This window comes from Streptomyces sp. NBC_01497, assembly GCF_036250695.1.
In the GTDB taxonomy this organism is placed as follows: Bacteria; Actinomycetota; Actinomycetes; order Streptomycetales; family Streptomycetaceae; genus Streptomyces.
In genome coordinates, this window is the sequence record NZ_CP109427.1 from 2,489,724 (window position 1) to 2,507,878 (window position 18,155).

At 72.5% G+C, this 18,155-nt stretch carries 13 protein-coding genes and 1 pseudogene; all 14 read right to left on the reverse strand.

The features are described from left to right. Positions 1-257: 257 nt before the first annotated feature. Entirely contained in the window at positions 258-1,658 is a 1,401-nt protein-coding gene (locus OG310_RS10530; RefSeq protein WP_329455614.1) for an MraY family glycosyltransferase, read from the reverse strand. A 183-nt stretch (positions 1,659-1,841) separates the two neighbouring features. After that, positions 1,842-3,101, reverse strand: coding sequence for a serine hydroxymethyltransferase (gene glyA, locus OG310_RS10535; protein ID WP_329455615.1), 1,260 nt, complete (start codon positions 3,099-3,101; stop codon positions 1,842-1,844). Positions 3,102-3,509: 408 nt separating this feature from the next. Beyond that, a complete protein-coding gene (locus tag OG310_RS10540; protein WP_329455616.1) occupies positions 3,510-4,163 on the reverse strand; it encodes an arsenate reductase/protein-tyrosine-phosphatase family protein in 654 nt (217 codons plus the stop codon). Then, positions 4,160-4,807: an L-threonylcarbamoyladenylate synthase gene (locus OG310_RS10545; RefSeq protein WP_329455617.1), complete on the reverse strand. Its 648-nt coding sequence runs from the start codon at positions 4,805-4,807 to the stop codon at positions 4,160-4,162. The genes OG310_RS10540 and OG310_RS10545 overlap by 4 nt, the downstream gene beginning before the upstream one ends. Before the next feature lie 139 nt (positions 4,808-4,946). Then, on the reverse strand, positions 4,947-5,786 hold the full coding sequence (gene prmC / locus OG310_RS10550) for a peptide chain release factor N(5)-glutamine methyltransferase (RefSeq protein WP_329460115.1): 840 nt from the start codon (positions 5,784-5,786) through the stop codon (positions 4,947-4,949). Positions 5,787-5,947: 161 nt separating this feature from the next. Further along, positions 5,948-7,027, reverse strand: a complete 1,080-nt coding sequence (gene prfA, locus OG310_RS10555) for a peptide chain release factor 1 (protein WP_329455618.1) — start codon at positions 7,025-7,027, stop codon at positions 5,948-5,950. A gap of 168 nt (positions 7,028-7,195) precedes the next feature. Then, complete coding sequence (gene rpmE / locus OG310_RS10560) at positions 7,196-7,435, reverse strand: 50S ribosomal protein L31 (RefSeq protein WP_329455619.1); 240 nt, start codon at positions 7,433-7,435, stop codon at positions 7,196-7,198. A 285-nt stretch (positions 7,436-7,720) separates the two neighbouring features. Continuing rightward, positions 7,721-8,782, reverse strand: coding sequence for an LCP family protein (locus tag OG310_RS10565; RefSeq protein WP_329455620.1), 1,062 nt, complete (start codon positions 8,780-8,782; stop codon positions 7,721-7,723). Positions 8,783-8,985: 203 nt separating this feature from the next. Then, entirely contained in the window at positions 8,986-11,118 is a 2,133-nt protein-coding gene (gene rho / locus OG310_RS10570; protein ID WP_329455621.1) for a transcription termination factor Rho, read from the reverse strand. 413 nt (positions 11,119-11,531) lie between these two features. Further along, positions 11,532-12,449 (reverse strand): homoserine kinase, encoded by a 918-nt coding sequence (gene thrB, locus OG310_RS10575; protein ID WP_329455622.1) that lies wholly within the window; start codon positions 12,447-12,449, stop codon positions 11,532-11,534. A gap of 266 nt (positions 12,450-12,715) precedes the next feature. Then, positions 12,716-13,807, reverse strand: coding sequence for a threonine synthase (gene thrC / locus OG310_RS10580; protein ID WP_329455623.1), 1,092 nt, complete (start codon positions 13,805-13,807; stop codon positions 12,716-12,718). A 6-nt stretch (positions 13,808-13,813) separates the two neighbouring features. Next, complete coding sequence (locus tag OG310_RS10585) at positions 13,814-15,103, reverse strand: homoserine dehydrogenase (protein ID WP_329460116.1); 1,290 nt, start codon at positions 15,101-15,103, stop codon at positions 13,814-13,816. Positions 15,104-15,216: 113 nt separating this feature from the next. Then, positions 15,217-16,542: pseudogene (gene lysA, locus OG310_RS10590) on the reverse strand (diaminopimelate decarboxylase); the annotation flags it as partial. A gap of 60 nt (positions 16,543-16,602) precedes the next feature. Beyond that, a complete protein-coding gene (gene nrtL / locus OG310_RS10595) occupies positions 16,603-17,697 on the reverse strand; it encodes an ArgS-related anticodon-binding protein NrtL (RefSeq protein ID WP_329455624.1) in 1,095 nt (364 codons plus the stop codon). Between the last annotated feature and the right edge of the window lie 458 nt (positions 17,698-18,155).

Genomic DNA, 18,155 nt, shown 5'->3' on the forward strand with positions numbered 1-18,155 from the left:
CGTCGAACAGAGGTTAGCTCCCCGGCACTACCGCGCCTCGGGTGCACCCCGGCCGAAGGGCCTGTCCTGCCAAGGCCTTTCGGTGTCCCTCACCTGGTAGTGAACGGTATCACAAACTATTTGATGAGGTCTTTACCTCTTCAGTGTGCTGACCGTCACACGTGAGGGTGAGTCCGCTCGCGTGTGCAAGACACGACAGCTACCGGTGTGCTAATGCCCCGTGATTTCCGAATTTACCTGATCTGTACTTGTAGAAGTCAACGAGTTGATTCAGCTTTACCGCGATCGGTGAAGCGCGACCGGGCACCCAGCGCGGTCGCGCCGTTGACGCCCGCCGGCACCGCGGGCGGTTCGCCCTCCACCGCGCCGCCCGTCCCCGCGTCCGCGAAGACCGCGCCGGCCGGGGCCCCTTCGGGCCCGGCGTCACCCTGAGCACCCGGCTCGTCGCCGTCCGCCGCGAACCGTCGCGACCGGCGCCGGTAGCGGGGCGGTACGAACGACTGCGCCCAGCGCGGGACGCGGGGTTTGAACCGCGGCAGCAGCAGGAGCACCAGGCCGACCGCGCTCAGCCCGACCAGCATCGGCAGGACCCAGTTCGAGCCCTGCGTGGAGTACATGACCGAGTAGAGGACGACGCCGAACGCGATCAGCGCGGACCAGAAGTACATGATCAGCACCGCGCGGGTCTTGGAGTGCCCGATGTCCAGCAGCCGGTGGTGCAGGTGGCCCCGGTCCGCGGCGAACGGCGACTGCCCGTTCCAGGCACGGCGCACCACGGCGAGCAGCAGGTCGGCGAGCGGGATGGCGATGATCGTCAGCGGCAGCAGCAGGGGAATGAACACCGGCAGCGCGGCGTGGGTCGCACTGCGGGTGCCGCCCTCGAACAGCTTCAGGGTGTCGGGGTCGACCTGACCGGTCACCGAGATCGGGCCGGCGGCCAGGACGAGCCCGATGAGCATCGAGCCCGAGTCACCCATGAAGATCCGCGCGGGGCTCATGTTGTGCGGCAGGAAGCCGAGGCACATGCCCATGAGGATCGCGGCGAACAGCGTCGCAGGGGCCGCGGCCTCGATGCCGTAGCCGTACCAGAGGTGGTAGGCGTGCAGGAAGAACGCGGCGGCGGCGATGCACACCACGCCGGCGGCGAGGCCGTCGAGGCCGTCGACGAAGTTCACCGCGTTGATGGTGATCACCACGACGGCCACGGTGAGCAGTGTGGACTGCCACTGGGTCAGCGAGACGGTGCCGACCCCGGGGACCGGCAGCCACAGGATCGTCAGGCCCTGCATGACCATGACGCCGGCGGCGATCATCTGGCCGCCCAGTTTGATCAGCGCGTCGATCTCGAACTTGTCGTCGAGGACACCGATCAGCCAGATCAGGGCGGCACCGGAGAGCAGCGCCCGCGGCTCGTTGGACTGCGCGAAGACCCCGTTGAGGTTGTGGAGGTTGTCGGCGACCAGCAGTCCCGCACACAGGCCGATGAACATCGCCACGCCACCGAGCCGCGGTGTGGGCTCGCGGTGCACGTCGCGGGAGCGGATCGCAGTCATCGCGCCGACCGCGACGGCGAATTTCCGCACCGGGCCGGTCAGCAGATAGGTCACCGCAGCCGTCACACAGAGCGTCAGCAGATAATCACGCACGGGCTGCCCCACAGGAATCGCTGGCCATATCAGCCCCACACCCTAGCCCTCGCCGCGCCCGGCGCCGGAAACCGCGTCGCTTCGGGGTCACCACACAGCCAAGGACATCCCGTCGGTGGCGATGGTTGCACAGGTGCCCGGGAGGCGGGGATCCATGCCGGCCCCCGGGGCCGCCGCGCCCAGGAGCGCGGGAGGTTACGCAGTATAGGGCGGGAAGCGCCCGGTGAGATCGCGAACGTCCGCACGCACCGCCCGGACCTGCCGGTCGTCGCCCGTCAGGGCCCTGCCCACGAGCCCGGCGATGCCGCGCATCTCCCCCTCCCCCATGCCCTGGGTGGTGACGGCGGCCGTACCGAGGCGAAGGCCTCGTCCCAGCCCGGGCGCGAGTCCGCAGGTCTCCAGGACCATCCCGGCCGCGGCCAGCCGGCCCCGCGCGGCCCTGCCGTCCATCCCGAGCGGTGCGGGGTCCGCGCTGACGAGGTGGGTATCGGTACCGCCCGTGGTGATGTCCAGGCCCTCGGCCGCGAGGGCGCTCGCGAGGACGCGCGCGTTCGCGACGACCCGGTGGGCGTACGCGGCGAAGGCGGGCGTGGCCGCCTCGCCGAACGCGACGGCCTTCGCCGCGATCACGTGCATCTGCGCGCCGCCCTGGCTGAACGGGAACACCGCGCGGTCGACCCGTTCGGCCAGTTCCCCGCCGCACAGGATCATCCCGCCGCGCGGGCCCCGCAGCACCTTGTGCGTGGTGGCGCAGACGAGGTCCGCGTACGGCACCGGGTTCGGCGCGGCACCGCCCGCGACGAGGCCCATCGGGTGGGCCTCGTCGGCGATCAGGTACGCGCCGACGTCGTCGGCGATCTCCCGGAACGCGGCGTGGTCCATGTGCCGGGGAGAGGCGATGGAACCGCACACGATCGCCTTGGGCCGGTGGGTACGGGCGAGTGTGCGCACCTGCGCGTAGTCGACGAGGCCCGTGCCGGGATCGACGCCGTAGGCGACGAAGTCGAACCAGCGGCCGGAGAAGTTCACCGGGGCGCCGTGCGTGAGGTGTCCCCCGTAGGGCAGGCCCAGCGCCAGCACGGTGTCGCCGGGCCGCAGCAGGGCCGCGTACGCCGCCAGCACGGCGGAGGAACCTGAGTGCGGCTGCACATTGGCGTGCGCCGCCCCGAACAGGCCGCTCGCGCGGTCGATCGCGATCCGCTCGGCCGCGTCGGCCATCTCGCAGCCGCCGTGGTGGCGGGCGCCCGGGTAGCCCTCCGCGTACTTGTTGGCGAGCGGCGAGGAGAGCGCGGCGAGCACGGCCGCGGACGTGAAGTTCTCGGCCGCGCTCAGCTGCAGGCTGTCGGCCTGCCGGCGCGCCTCACCGAGAAGGACGTCGGCGAGTTCGGGGTCCTGGTGCCTCAGCACATCGACGGGTGGGGTGCCCGACGAGTGCACGGATGGAATGACCGACATGCGGTGCTCCGGTGGACTGTGTAGGGGTATGTACACCCTAGGCCGCCAAGTCGGCCCCCGCGCGGGGGCGGGGCGGCCGCGGTGGACGCCGTGCGCCGCCCTGGACGTCCGCGCACGGGCCGCGGCCGGCGGGGCCCGTCCGGGAAGTCCGGGGAGGGCCCCCGGGGGGCCTGACGGGGCCGCAGCGGCCGCTGCGGTGTCCCGGTGGCGGCCGGTGCGAGCGGGTCGGCGCGAGGGAGCGTACGAGGCCGGGGCGCACGGCGAGCGCGCGGGGACGGCGGGGTTACGGCGCGGCGGCAGCCGACGGCGTGCGTGATTCGGGCGGGCACGGGTGCGGGAGACATCGCAGGACGACGACCGGGGCACCGGCCCGCGGCGCGGTCGTGGGAGAGCCCTGGGCCCTCCGGGTCACAGGGTGGCCGGCACGCCCGTCAGGGCGGTGACCACCGGGTCGAGCGCCTGGTTGATCTCGTCGCCGATTGAGCGGAACAGCGTGATCGGCGCGCCGTACGGGTCGTAGACCTCGTCCGCCTCGGCGGTCGGCGCGAGCAGCCAGCCGCGCAGTGCGGCGGCCGCCCGGACCAGGGCCCGGGCCCTCTCCACGACGCCCTCGTCCAGCGGGTCGGGCAGGGTGGCCGGGTCTATGGCCCGTACGAGCCGGGTGAACTCCTTCAGCGTGAACGTGCGCAGCCCGGCCGAGTGGCCCATCGAGATGACCTGGGCACGGTGGTCGCGTGTGGCCGTCAGGACCAGATCGGCCCTGATGACATGTTCGTCGAGCAGTTCCCGCCCGACGAAGCCGGAGGCGTCCGCGCCGAAGTCGGCGAGGACGGCCTCCGCGTTGGCCTCCATGGGGGCACCCTCGTGCCCCCAGGTGCCCGCGCTCTCCACGATCAGCCCGTCGGCGAGCTGCTCCCCGAGGCGCACGCTCAGGGCATGCCGGTTCAGCCGCTCGGTGATCGGCGAGCGGCAGACGTTGCCGGTGCTGACGTGGAGGATGCGGAACGTCTGCTCGCCCCGCTGTGCGGTGTCCGCTATGCCACGCCCCTGCGGGGTGGTCAATTGGCCACCTCGAGGTCGGGTACCACCTTGCGCAGTTCCTCGGCGCCGAGCGCGCCCGCGCGCAGCAGCACCGGAACCTTGCCGGTGACGTCCACGATGGACGAGGGCACGATCCCGGGGGTCGGGCCGCCGTCGAGGTAGACGGAGACGGAGTCACCCAGCATGTTCTGTGCGGCGTCGCAGTCCTCGGGCGCCGGGTGCCCCGTGAGGTTGGCGCTGGACACCGCCATCGGGCCGACCTCGGTCAACAGCTCGATGGCGACCGGGTGCAGCGGCATGCGCACGGCGACGGTGCCCCGGGTCTCCCCGAGGTCCCACTGCAGCGACGGCTGGTGCTTGGCGACGAGCGTGAGCGCGCCGGGCCAGAACGCGTCGACGAGCTCCCACGCCTGCTCGGAGAAGTCCGTGACGAGGCCGTGCAGGGTGTTGGGCGAGCCGATCAGCACGGGGCTGGGCATGGCACGGCCGCGGCCCTTGGCGCCGAGCAGGTCGCCGACGGCCTCGGCGGCGAACGCGTCGGCGCCGATCCCGTACACGGTGTCGGTGGGCAGCACGACCAGTTCGCCACGCCGCACGGCGGACGCGGCCTCCCGCAGACCGGTGGTGCGGTCGGTAGCGTCGTTGGTGTCGTAACGCCGTGCCATGGTCACAGGCTCCTTCTTCTCACGGGCTCGGTTCGCCGCGCGGCCGGCGGGCGGGGCGGGCGGAGCCGTCCTGCCGAACGGACCGCCCGGCGTCGCGGGGCGCTCCTCGGGGGCGCGGGCACATTCTGCCCCCCGCCCGTCACGGCAGTGCCTTGCGGGCTGTCGCGAAGCGGGGACGGTTGTTGAGATCCGGGTGGTCCGCCGCGTCCGCCCAGCCGGACTCCTCGCTGAAGATCCACGGGACCTGGCCGCCCTGGGTGTCGGCGTGCTCGATCACGACGAGGCCGCCCGGCCGCAGCAGCCGGTGCGCGGTGCGTTCGATACCGCGGATCGTGTCGAGGCCGTCCTCGCCGGAGAACAGGGCCATCTCGGGGTCGTGGTCGCGGGCCTCGGGCGCCACGTACTCCCACTCGGTGAGGGGGATGTACGGCGGGTTGGAGATGACCAGGTCGACCTGGCCGTCCAGCTCGGGGAGCGCGCCGAACGCGTCGCCCGCGTGCACGGTGACGCGGGATTCCGCCGCGTTCCTGCGAGTCCACACGAGCGCGTCCTCGGACAGTTCGACGGCGTGCACCGTGGAGCGCGGCACTTCCTGGGCGATGGCGAGCGCGATCGCGCCGGAGCCCGCGCACAGGTCCACGACGACCGGCTCGACGACGTCCATCGCGCGCACGGCGTCTATCGCCCAGCCGACGACGGACTCCGTCTCGGGACGCGGTACGAAGACACCCGGCCCCACCTGGAGTTCGAGGTAGCGGAAGAAGACGCGGCCGGTGATGTGCTGGAGCGGTTCACGGGCCTCGCGGCGGGCGATGGTCTCCCAGTAGCGGGCGTCGAAGTCGCCGTCCTGGACCGTGTGCAGCTCGCCGCGCTTGACCGCGTGCACGTACGCGGCGAGTTCCTCCGCGTCGAAGCGCGGTGAGGGGACGCCGGCGTCGGCGAGCCGACGGGTCGCCTGGGCGACCTCCGCGAGCAGCAGGCTGCGCGGCGCGGGTCCGCGGCGGCCGCCCCGAGGGTCGCCGCTCTCCCCGGCCGACCCGCCGTGTGGTGCCTGCACGCTGGTTCCTCCGGACTGCGTCAAAGGGTTGCTGGGCTGGGCGCCGTCGATGGCCATGAGCCCGGTACGGCAGCGTTTCCGCGTTACTGCGCGGCGGCGAGTTTCGCGGCCGAGTCGGCGTCCACACAGGCCTGGATCACGGCATCGAGATCACCGTCGAGCACCTGGTCCAAGTTGTACGCCTTGAAGCCGACGCGGTGGTCCGAAATGCGGTTCTCGGGGAAGTTGTACGTCCGGATCTTCTCCGAGCGGTCCACGGTGCGCACCTGGCTGCGCCGGGCGTCCGCCGCCTTCGACTCGGCCTCCTCCTGGGCCGCGGCCAGCAGCCGCGAGCGCAGGATGCGCAGGGCCTGCTCCTTGTTCTGGAGCTGGCTCTTCTCGTTCTGGCAGGAGGCGACGACACCGGTCGGCAGGTGCGTGATGCGGACCGCGGAGTCGGTCGTGTTGACGGACTGCCCGCCGGGGCCCGAGGAGCGGTAGACGTCGATGCGCAGGTCGTTCGGGTTGACCTCGACGTCGATCTCCTCGGCCTCGGGCGTCACGAGGACTCCGGCGGCCGAGGTGTGGATACGGCCCTGGGACTCGGTCGCGGGCACGCGCTGCACGCGGTGCACGCCGCCCTCGTACTTCAGCCGGGCCCAGACACCCTGCCCGGGCTCCGTGGCACCGTTGCCGCCCTTGGTCTTCACCGCGACCTGGACGTCCTTGTAGCCGCCGAGCTCGGAGTCGGTGGAGTCGATGATCTCGGCCTTCCAGCCGACGCGCTCCGCGTAGCGCAGGTACATGCGCAGCAGGTCGCCCGCGAACAGCGCCGACTCGTCGCCGCCCGCGCCGGCCTTGACCTCCAGGATGACGTCCTTGTCGTCGCTGGGGTCACGGGGCACGAGCAGCAGCCGCAAGCGCTCGGTGAGCTCGGCGCGGCGCCGCTCCAGGTCCTTGACCTCCGCGGCGAACTCGGGGTCCTCGGCGGCGAACTCGCGGGCCGTCCCGATGTCGTCCCCGGTGCGCTTCCAGGACTGGTACGCGCCGATGATCGGCGTCAGTTCGGCATACCGCTTGCCGAGCCTGCGCGCGTTGGCCTGGTCGCTGTGGACCGACGGGTCGGCCAGCTTCTTCTCCAGGTCGGCATGCTCGCCGACCAGGTCCTCGACCGCCTCGAACATCGGGGGCTCCTGGGGTGGTGAAAGGTGCTTCGGGAGTAGCGGGTACCGCGTGGAGCGGGCAACGCAGGGGGGCGCCCGACGGCGCGGGCCCACTGGCCCGCCTGGGACGCCAAAGCGCCGGCCTCGACGCCCCTGAGCGGGGCGCCGGGGGCCGGCGCGTGGTGCTCGCTACTTCTTGGCTGCCGCGGCCTTGCCGGCCGTCGCGCCCTTGCCGAAGCGGGCCTCGAAGCGGGCCACACGGCCACCGGTGTCGAGGATCTTCTGCTTGCCCGTGTAGAACGGGTGGCACTCGGAGCACAGGTCGGCACGGATGGTGCCGGAGTCAATGGTGCTCCGGGTCGTGAACGACGCGCCACAGGTGCAGCTGACCTGCGTCTCGACGTACTTGGGGTGAATCTCGTTCTTCACGGGTGTCTCCTAGATCGCGGAGGGTACCGGGTCGCACGGGCGGATTGCTCGTACGTGAACCGGGACCGACGGACCAGTCTGCCAGCACTGGCCGCATCTCCCAAAACCGGAGCCCCGGCCGTCTTGTTCCCGCTGCCGCCCCGGGCTTGTGGCCGCCGTCCGCCCGACGCTCCCCGCCGGCCGACGCCCGTCACCTCCGGGCCGCCGGCCGCCTCGCGCACGCGGGCCTGTGCGCCCGCGCGGGCCCGCTGCCGCGCGCCGCCGGGGGGTGCACGGCGGGACGCGTCAGTGGGCGCTCTTGATGACGCCGTTGGCATCGCCGGTGGTGTCGCCCGCCGAGCCCTTCGTGGCGGAGCGGGGGATCGGGCGGTCCTGGCGCAGCGCGTTCCAGACCGTGCGGGCCCCGGGCTCCAGCGGTACGACGCGGTTCGGGTCGGAGGGGTCGTACTTCACCGGCAGCGTGATCATTGTCACGTCCTGCGACGACAGGTTCTGCAGGCTCCCGGTGAAGCCGATCAGCTTGTCGACGCTGTCGAGCTGGGAGTCCGGCGTGATGGATTTCGTAGCGGTGTCGGCAAGGTCGAACAGCTTCTTCGGGTCGCTGAAGACGCCGACCCCCCTCACCTGGTGGATCAGCGCCTTGATGAACGCCTGCTGGAGCTGGATGCGGCCGAGGTCGCTGCCGTCGCCGACCGCGTGCCGGGTACGGACCAGGCCGAGTGCCTGTTCCCCGTCGAGGGTGTGCGTGCCGGGGGCCAGGTTGAGATGGCTGTCCTTGTCGTGGATGGCCTTGGTGGTGGTCACCTTCACGCCGCCGAGCTGGTTGATGAGCTTCTTGAACCCGGTGAAGTCGACCTCGATGTAGTGGTCCATCCGGATGCCGGTCATCCGCTCGACGGTCTTCACCGCGCAGGCGGGCCCGCCGACCTCGTAGGCGCTGTTGAACATGGCCGACGGGGCGGCCGGGGCCGTGCGGCCCTTCTTGCCGGCGCACGCGGGGCGCGCGACGAGGGTGTCGCGCGGTATGGAGACGACGCTCGCCTTCTTGTGGCCCTTGAAGACGTGCACGACCATCGCGGTGTCGGAGCGGGCGCCGGTACTCCTGCCGTACTCCGCGTTCGAGCCGGCGCGGGAGTCCGAGCCGAGCACGAGGATGTCCTCGGAGCCGTTGTCGACGTTCGCGGGACGGTGGGAGCCCAGCTGCGCGTTGATGTCGACACCGCTGAGGTTGCCGTTCAGCCGCGCGTACACGTACCCCAGACCGGCCAGGATGACGGCGACCAGCACGGCGACAGTCCAGATGACGCCCCTTACCGTGCGGCGACGGCTGCTCCGGTCGGCGGTCATGGTCTCCCTCGGCTTTCGGCCCGGTTCTGCTACCCCTTGCCGCGGCGCTCAGGCAACGCACCCCTCTTGTGCTCTTGTGCCGCGCCGGTGCCCGGCGTCGGCTTCTCGACGGTGAGGCTCTCAAAAGGGTTGCACGAAGGTGCCCCCCCGCGCTTCCCGAGCGCGAGGGGGCACCGTCGTCACCTACCGTGCGACCAGGACCGTCAGTCGTTGCCGTTGCCCGGCATCGGCGTGGTCTTCTGGATCTGGAGCAGGAACTCCGCGTTGGACTTCGTCTGCTTCATCTTGTCCAGCAGGAGCTCGATGGCCTGCTGCTGGTCCAGGGCGTGCAGCACCCTGCGGAGCTTCCAGACGATGCCCAGCTCGTCCGGGCTGAGCAGGATCTCCTCCTTGCGGGTGCTGGACGCGTCGACGTCCACCGCGGGGAAGATGCGCTTGTCCGAGAGCTTGCGGTCGAGGCGGAGCTCCATGTTGCCGGTGCCCTTGAACTCCTCGAAGATGACCTCGTCCATCCGGGAGCCGGTCTCGACCAGCGCGGTCGCGAGGATCGTCAGCGAGCCGCCGTCCTCGATGTTGCGCGCGGCACCGAAGAAGCGCTTCGGCGGGTAGAGCGCCGTCGAGTCGACACCACCGGACAGGATGCGGCCGGAGGCGGGCGCCGCCAGGTTGTACGCGCGGCCCAGACGGGTGATGGAGTCCAGCAGCACGACGACGTCGTGCCCGAGCTCCACGAGGCGCTTGGCGCGCTCGATGGCGAGCTCCGCGACCGTGGTGTGGTCCTCGGCCGGACGGTCGAAGGTCGAGGAGATGACCTCGCCCTTGACCGACCGCTGCATGTCGGTGACCTCTTCAGGCCGCTCGTCGACGAGGACGACCATCAGGTGGCACTCGGGGCTGTTGACCGTGATCGCGTTGGCGATGGCCTGCAGGATCATCGTCTTGCCGGTCTTCGGCGGGGCGACGATCAGGCCTCGCTGGCCCTTGCCGATCGGGGCGACGAGGTCGATGATCCGCGTCGTCAGCACGCCCGGGTCGGTCTCCAGACGGAGCCTGTCCTGCGGGTAGAGCGGCGTCAGCTTCTGGAACTCGGCGCGGCCGCGGCCGCTCTCGGGCGCCATGCCGTTGACCGAGTCGAGGCGCACGAGCGCGTTGAACTTCTCGCGGCGCTCGCCCTCCTTGGGCTGGCGCACGGCGCCGGTGACGTGGTCACCCTTGCGCAGGCCGTTCTTACGGACCTGGGCGAGCGAGACGTAGACGTCGTTCGGGCCCGGCAGGTAGCCGGAGGTCCGGATGAAGGCGTAGTTGTCGAGGATGTCGAGGATGCCCGCGACCGGGATCAGCACATCGTCGTCGGCGACCTGCGGCTCGGGGCCGAAGTCCTCGCGGCCACGGCGCCCGCGGCGGTCGCGGTAGCGACCGCGCCGGCCACGGCGGCCGGTGCCGTCGTCGTCGAAGTCGTCCTGGGGGCCGCCGCCGCCCTGCGGGCCGCGGTCTCCCTGCGGGCCGCGGTCGCCGCGCTCCCCGCGGTCACGGTCGCGGTCCCTGTCACGGTCCCTGCGGCCCTGCTGGGCGCCGCCCTGCTGGTCGCCGTCCGTCTTGCCGCGGCGCTCACGCTGGCGGTCCCTGCGGTCGCCGCGGTCCTGCTGGCCGTCGCGGCCCTGACCGTCGCGGCCCTGACCGTCCCCGCGCTGGCCGCGCTCCTGGCCGCCCTGGCCGTCGCCGCGCTGGCCGCGCTCCTGGCGGTCGGCACGGCCCTGGCCGTCGCGGCCACCCTGCTGGGCGCGGTCCTGGCGGCCCTGGCCGCCGTCACGCTTGCCGTCGGTCTCGGGCGTCGCCGTCGCGGCCTCCGCCTGCGGCTCGGCCTTGGTGTCCGTGCCCTGCTCGGGGGCGCCCGCGGGGGCCGTGGCGCGGCGCCTGCGGCGCTCGCCGGTGGCCGGCTCGTCGTTGGCGGGCTGACCCGGGATGTCGATCTGCTGCTGCGCCGCGTCGGCGGCGGCCTCAGCCTTCGCCTCACCCGTGCGCGCGCGGGACGTGCTGCGACGCTTGGGCTTGGTCTCCGCGCCCGCAGCCTCGTCGGACGACTTGGCCGCCGGCGCACCGCCGCCGGCTTGCGCCTCCTTGATGACCTCGATCAGCTGGCTCTTGCGCATCCGCGCGGTGCCCCTGATGCCGAGGCCGGACGCGACCTGCTGCAGCTCGGCCAGGACCATGCCGTCGAGGCCGGTGCCGGAGCGGCGGCGCCGTGCGGTGGTGCCGGAGGCAGCACCTGCGGCGGGCGCGTTCGTGTCGACGTTGTCGTCGGCAGTCACGCCCATCAGATCGGTGGTGTCGCTCACGAAGGGTCCTTCCCTGGAGCGGACGTCGGCCTTCTGGCTCGGCGACCGGTTGTGCTGTCCGGCTGCGGCCCTTGCTTGTGGACCGTGCCGGGGCGGTGGTTCCGCCGGATGCGGCGGAGAAACATGCGTACGTGCGCTGGGTCCCGGCCCCGAAGCCCCTGCTCGGCCCACTACGGGGATGAGCGCGGGAAGCCGTGCCGGTTCCGGTGCGTGCTCAAAACTGCTCAGGCAGGCTGCTCAGGCAGTTGAGGAGGCTCCCGGAAGAAGGGTGGTCCCGAAGCGGGACGCAAAGCACCGGGCCACGAAGACTCCGGATGCGGTATTGAGGTTAACACTACCGGCTCCAACAAACATTCCCCCTCTCGCACACCGGCAATCGCGATTCGAGATTTCGTCGATTCCCCGGCACTCCCTTATGAACCCAGCGGCAGAACGCTCGTGCCCGCGGCGTCGAGGGACAGCCGGTTCGCGGCCCACCCCTCGCCCGCCAGCCGTGCGACCTTGTCGGCCGCACCGTCCTCGACCAGCGCGATGACCGTGGGTCCCGCGCCGGAGATCATGGCCGGTACGCCGTCCCCGCGAAGCCTGTTGACGAGGGCGACACTCCCCGGCATGGCCGGCTGCCGGTACTCCTGGTGGATGCGGTCCTCCGTGGCGGGCAGCAGCAGTTCGGGCCGCCGGGTCAACGCCTCGACCAGCAGCGCCGCGCGGCCCGCGTTGACCGCGGCGTCGATGTGCGGGACGGTCCGCGGCAGCAGGCCCCGCGCGGTCTCCGTCAGTACGGCCTCCTCCGGTACGAAGACCACCGGGACGACGGACGACGCGGGGTCCATCCGGATGGCGCGCGCCGCGCCGTTCTCCGTCCACGCCAGGGTGAACCCGCCGAGCAGGCAGGCCGCCACGTTGTCGGGATGTCCCTCGATCTCGGTGGCCACCTCCAGCAGCGCGCTGTCGTCGAGCCGGGTGTCGCCGCCTATGGTCACCGCGCGGGCGGCGACGATGCCCGCGCAGATGGCGGCGGACGAGGAGCCGAGGCCGCGGCCGTGCGGAATGCGGTTGGCGCACACGACCTCAAGTCCCCTGGGCTGGCCGCCCAGCAGGTCGAAGGCGGTGCGCAGCGCGCGTACCAACAGGTGGTTCTCGTCGCGTGGCAGCGACCGCGCGCCCTCGCCGGCGATGTCGATGTGCAGTCCCGCGTCGGCGACGCGGACGACGACGTCGTCGTAGAGCCCCAGCGACAGGCCGAAGGCGTCGAAGCCGGGGCCGAGGTTGGCGCTGGTGGCGGGGGTGCGCACCCGTACGGCGGCGGCGCGGAAGGCGGGACCGGCCATCGCTCTGACGACTCTCCTTGTGCCTGCGTGGGGATCGGCTTGGTGCTCTCGTGCGGTGTTCACGGGAGGCTGCCCACACGGGACGGTCGCCGCGGCGCGCGGCAACACCGCGGCAGGTGCGGCGGGGTGGGTGCCCACACCCTATCGAAGGATGGAAGCGCCGCGACATAGGGCGCACAGGAGGCGCACGATGCGTGTCGCGGGAGGCGCCGTGCGCCGCGGCCCTGCGGGCGGCGTTCGCGCCGCCGCTCGCAGGGCCGATGCCGTCAGGCCAGGCCGAGTTGGTTCGCTGCGGCCGCGGCGTCGACGGGGACGGTGACGGGCTGCGGAGCCCCCTGGACGGCCCAGTCGGGGTCCTTGAGGCCGTTGCCCGTGACCGTGCAGACGATGCGCTGGCCGCGGTCGACCTTGCCCTCCTCGGCGGCCTTGAGCAGGCCGGCGACGGAGGCGGCGGACGCGGGCTCCACGAAGACGCCCTCCTGCGCGGCCAGCAGCCGGTACGCGCGCAGGATCTGGCGGTCGGTCACCTCGTCGATGAAGCCGCCGGACTCGTCGCGCGCGTTCAGTGCGAACTGCCAGGACGCGGGGTTGCCGATGCGGATCGCGGTGGCGACCGTGTGCGGCTCCTTCACGATCTCGCCGCGTACGATCGGCGCGGAGCCGGACGCCTGGAAGCCCCACATGCGGGGGGTGCGGGCGGCCGGGCCGTCGGCGGCGTACTCGCGGTACCCCTTCCAGTACGCCGTGATGTTGCCGGCGTTCCCGACGGGCAGTACGTGGATGTCGGGGGCGTCGCCGAGCGCGTCCACGATTTCGAAGGCTGCGGTCTTCTGGCCTTCGATCCTGACCGGATTGACCGAATTGACCAGCGACACCGGGTAGTTGTCCGCGAGGGAGCGGGCCAGGGTGAGGCAGTCGTCGAAGTTCCCGTCGACCTGCAGGATGCGCGCGCCGTGGACGAGGGCCTGGCCCATCTTGCCCAGCGCGATCTTGCCCTGCGGTACGAGGACGGCGCAGACCATCCCCGCGCGCACGGCGTAGGCGGCGGCCGACGCGGAGGTGTTGCCGGTGGAGGCGCAGATGACGGCCTGCGCGCCCTCGGCCTTCGCCCGGGTGATGGCCATGGTCATGCCCCGGTCCTTGAAGGACCCGGTGGGGTTCGCGCCCTCGACCTTGAGGTGCACCTCGCAGCCCGTGCGCTCGGAGAGCACCTGCGCGGGGACGAGCGGCGTGCCGCCCTCCCTGAGCGTGACGATCTCGGTCGTGGGCTCGACCGGAAGCCGGTCGCGGTATTCCTCGATGACGCCGCGCCACTGGTGGGTGCCCTGTGCGGGGCCGCGGTCGACTGCGATGGTCATGGGTCCCTACTCCCCTTCAACACGCATGATGCTGGCGACACCGCGCACGGTGTCGAGTCCGCGCAGCGCCTCGACGGTGCCCGAGAGGGCCGCGTCGGGGGCGCGGTGCGTGACCACGACGAGCGATGCCTCGCCGTCCTTGCCCTTCTGACGGACGGTATCGATGGAAACACCGTGTTCGGCGAAGACCATGGCCACTTGGGCGAGTACACCCGGTTTGTCAGCGACGTCGAGGCTGATGTGATAGCGCGTCACGACATCGCCCATGGGGCTCACCGGCAGCCGGGTGTACGCGGATTCGCCGGGGCCCTTCGCCTCGGCGAGCCGGTTGCGGCACACGGCGACGAGGTCGCCGAGGACGGCGGACGCGGTGGGTGAACCGCCCGCGCCGGGGCCGTAGAACATCAGCTGCCCCGCGGCCTCGGCTTCGACGAAGACCGCGTTGTAGGCCTCGCGCACGGAGGCGAGGGGGTGGCTGAGGGGGATCATCGCCGGGTGGACGCGGGCGGTGACGGACTTGCCGTCGGCGGCCCGCTCGCAGATCGCGAGGAGTTTGACCGTGCAGCCCATGCGTTTGGCGGAGGCCAGGTCCGCCGAGGTGACCTCGGTGATGCCCTCGCGGTGCACGTCGTCGAGGCGTACGCGGGTGTGGAAGGCGATGCCCGCGAGGATGGACGCCTTCGCGGCCGCGTCGAAGCCCTCGACGTCGGCGGTGGGGTCGGCTTCCGCGTAGCCGAGCGCGGTGGCCTCGTCGAGCGCCTCGGAGTAGCCGGCGCCCGCGGAGTCCATCCGGTCGAGGATGAAGTTCGTGGTGCCGTTGACGATGCCGAGGACGCGGTTGACGTGGTCGCCCGCGAGGGACTCGCGCAGCGGGCGGATCAGCGGGATGGCGCCCGCCACGGCCGCCTCGAAGTAGAGGTCGCGCTCGTGCCGCTCGGCCGCCTCGTACAGCGTGGTGCCGTCCTCGGCGAGCAGTGCCTTGTTGGCGGAGACGACGGACGCGCCGTGCTCGAAGGCGGTGGTGATCAGTGTCCTGGCGGGTTCGATGCCGCCGATGACCTCGATGACCACGTCGATGTCGCCGCGCTTGACCAGGGCGGTCGCGTCGGTGGTGACGAGGGCCGGGTCGACGCCGTCGCGGACCTTGCCGGGCCGGCGGACGGCGATCCCGGCGAGTTCGATCGGCGCGCCGATCCTGGCCGCGAGGTCGTCCGCGTGCGTCGTCATGATGCGGGCCACCTCTGTGCCGACCACGCCACAGCCCAGCAGCGCCACCTTCAGCGGACGCGTACGCATCATCCGACTACGCCTTTCGTCGAGCCCCGCGGTCATGAGCGGGGATGTTGACCAGTCTCACGCAAGGGAAGGAGGTTTCCTGCCGCCGTCCAGAATCCGAGATGTTTATCTCGTCAGCCCACGTCCAGACGGAGAAGATCTTCTTCCGTCTCCCGTCGGACGATCACCCGCGCCTCGCCGTCGCGCACGGCGACGACCGGCGGCTTCAGGGCGTGGTTGTAGTTGCTGGCGAGCGAACGGCAGTACGCGCCGGTCGCCGGGATCGCGACGAGGTCGCCCGGCGCGAGGTCGGCGGGCAGGTACGCGTCCCGTACGAGGATGTCGCCGCTCTCGCAGTGCTTGCCGACGACGCGGACGAGCATCGGCTCCGCGTCGGAGCTGCGGGAGACGAGCGCGACGCTGTACTCGGCGTCGTACAGGGCGGTACGGATGTTGTCCGACATGCCGCCGTCGACGCTGACGTACGTGCGCAGGCCTTCGAGCGGCTTGACCGTGCCGACCTCGTAGAGCGTGAACGCGGTGGGGCCCACGATGGCGCGGCCCGGCTCGACGGAGATGCGCGGGGTGGCGAGCCCGGTGGCCTCGCACTCGTGGCTGACGATCTCGGCCAGGCGCTTGGCGACCTCGTGCGGCTCGCGCGGGTCGTCCGCCGACGTGTAGGCGATGCCGAGGCCGCCGCCGAGGTCGATCTCCGGGAGTTCCACGCCGTGCTCATCGCGGATGCGGCCGAGGAGTTCCACGACGCGGCGGGCGGAGACCTCGAAGCCGGCCATGTCGAAGATCTGCGATCCGATGTGGGAGTGCACACCGGTCAGTTCCAGGCTGTCGAGGCCGAGGATGCGGCGGACCGCCTCCTCCGCCTGCCCGCCGGCGAGGGCGAGTCCGAACTTCTGGTCCTCGTGGGCGGTGGCGATGAACTCGTGGGTGTGCGCCTCCACCCCGACGGTGATCCTGACCTGCACCTTCTGCCGGACACCCAGGCGGCGGGCGATGTGCGCGACCCGCGCGATCTCCTGGAAGGAGTCGACGACGATCCGGCCCACCCCGGCCTCGACGGCCCGCTCGATCTCGTCGGGTGTCTTGTTGTTGCCGTGGTAGCCGATCCGCCCGGCGGGCATGCCCGCGCTCAGCGCGGTCGTCAGCTCGCCCGCGGAGCACACGTCGAGGTGCAGGCCCTCCTCGGCGAGCCAGCGGACGATGGCCTTCGACAGGAACGCCTTGCCCGCGTAGTAGACGTCGGCGCCGGGTCCGAAGGCGTCCTTCCAGGCGCGGCAGCGGGCCCGGAAGTCGGCCTCGTCCATGATGTAGGCGGGGGTGCCGAACTCCTCGGCGAGGCGGGTCACGGCGAGGTCCTGGACGGTGACGACGCCGTCGGCGCCCCGGCGGACGCTCTGCGCCCACACCTTCTCGTCGAGCGCGTCGAGGTCCCCGGGTACGGCGTCGGACGCCTGCGCTGAGGTGGCGGACTGGGCGGAAGCGGTCATGGCTGGTGTGCTCTTTCAGAGATGTGCGGGTGCGTCGATGCCGAGCAGGGTCAGGCCGCCGGCCAGCACCGTCCCGGCGGCTTCGGCGAGCGCGAGCCGGGTGCGGTGGGCGGCGACGGGTTTCTCGTCACCGATGGGCAGCGGGGGGCACTCCGTGAGGAAGCGCAGGGTGTTCTCCGCTGTCGCTTCGAGGTGCCGCGCGAGCCGGTCGGGCGCGCGGTGATGGCCGGAGGCCGCGAGCACGCGGGGGTGGTCCGCGAGAACGTCCAGCAGCGTACGGGCCGGCTCGTCGCCGAGCCCGTCCGGGGTCGCGCCGTGGCCGGTGGGGCCGGGGGCGAGCGGGGCACGGGCGGCGCCGGCCGCCGCCGGGACGTCGGGGGCGCCCAGGGCGTCGGCGAGGGTGTCCGGGACGACGGGGGTGAGGTCGAAGGCGCGGGCCTCGCGCAGCGCGGCGCGGGCGCGCGCGTGCGCGTAACGGACGGTGAACAGCGGATTCGTCTCCCGCTGCGCCAGCAGTGCGGCCGCGTCGGTCCGCGGCCGGTCGTGCGCGGCGGGCCGCAACAGGGCCCAGCGCGCGGCGTCCGTGCCGAGCGCGCCCGGGTCGTACGCCGGTGGTGCCGGGGTGACCCGTACGGTCTCGGTACCGCCCGGCGTGGCGAAGGCGTCGGCGCCCTGGGTGCGCAGCAGGCGCACCACGGCCTCGGTCCAGGCCACGGCGCGCGCCTCGGTGGCGGGGGCGAAGACGACGGTGCGGCCCACGAGGGCGTCGCCGTGACCGTATCGGTCGCCTTCGGTGAGGACGCGCGCGAGTGCGGCGCTCCCGGCCGGGGCCGCGAGCGTGAAGTTGAGGAATCCGGGGCCCGTGATGTCGACACGGCCGATCGCGGGGGCGCCCAGGAGCCGTGCCCGGAGCACCTCGGCGACCTCGCGCGGCGCACGGCGGGCCTCGGCGGCCAGGCGCAGCGCCGCGTTCGTCGTCCAGTCGCCGGTGCCGCCGGGGCGCGGCCGCTCGACACGGACACTCTCCGGGATCGTCACGCTGAGCTCACCGTCGCGCACCGCGCGGCACACGGCGTGCCGTACGGTGCGGGAGAGTTCAGCCGGGGTCACGGGACAAGCGTATGGGAGGACCGGGTGGGTCCCGCCAGCCGGTTTCCCCTCCGCTCCCCCGCCGCCCGCCCCCGCCGGGCCGGTCGACGCCACCGCGGGGCCGGCCCTCCCGCCTTCGTCTCCCCCGCGTGCGAGCGGCGCCGCGCCATCGCCCGACCTGCGGCCGAGGCACGCGCGGCGCCGGCGTGCCGCCCGGGACACGGAGGTACGGCCCCTCGACGCCTCCCGCACGCGCGGTCCGGGGCCCCGGGCCCGTCGGGAGCGCGCCGTCCGGCCGTCGGACCGCGGGCACCCCGCCCACGGGGCCCGGCTCCCCGTACGCGCGAGGGCGTTCCGGGCCGTTTGCGCCGCTTCCGCACCGGCGGGAGCATGGAGGGGGCGGTCCCCGCGGCGACCTCGCGTGCACGCCTCGTTCGAGGATGCCGGGACGCCGGCGGACAACGCTCGATGCGGGCTGC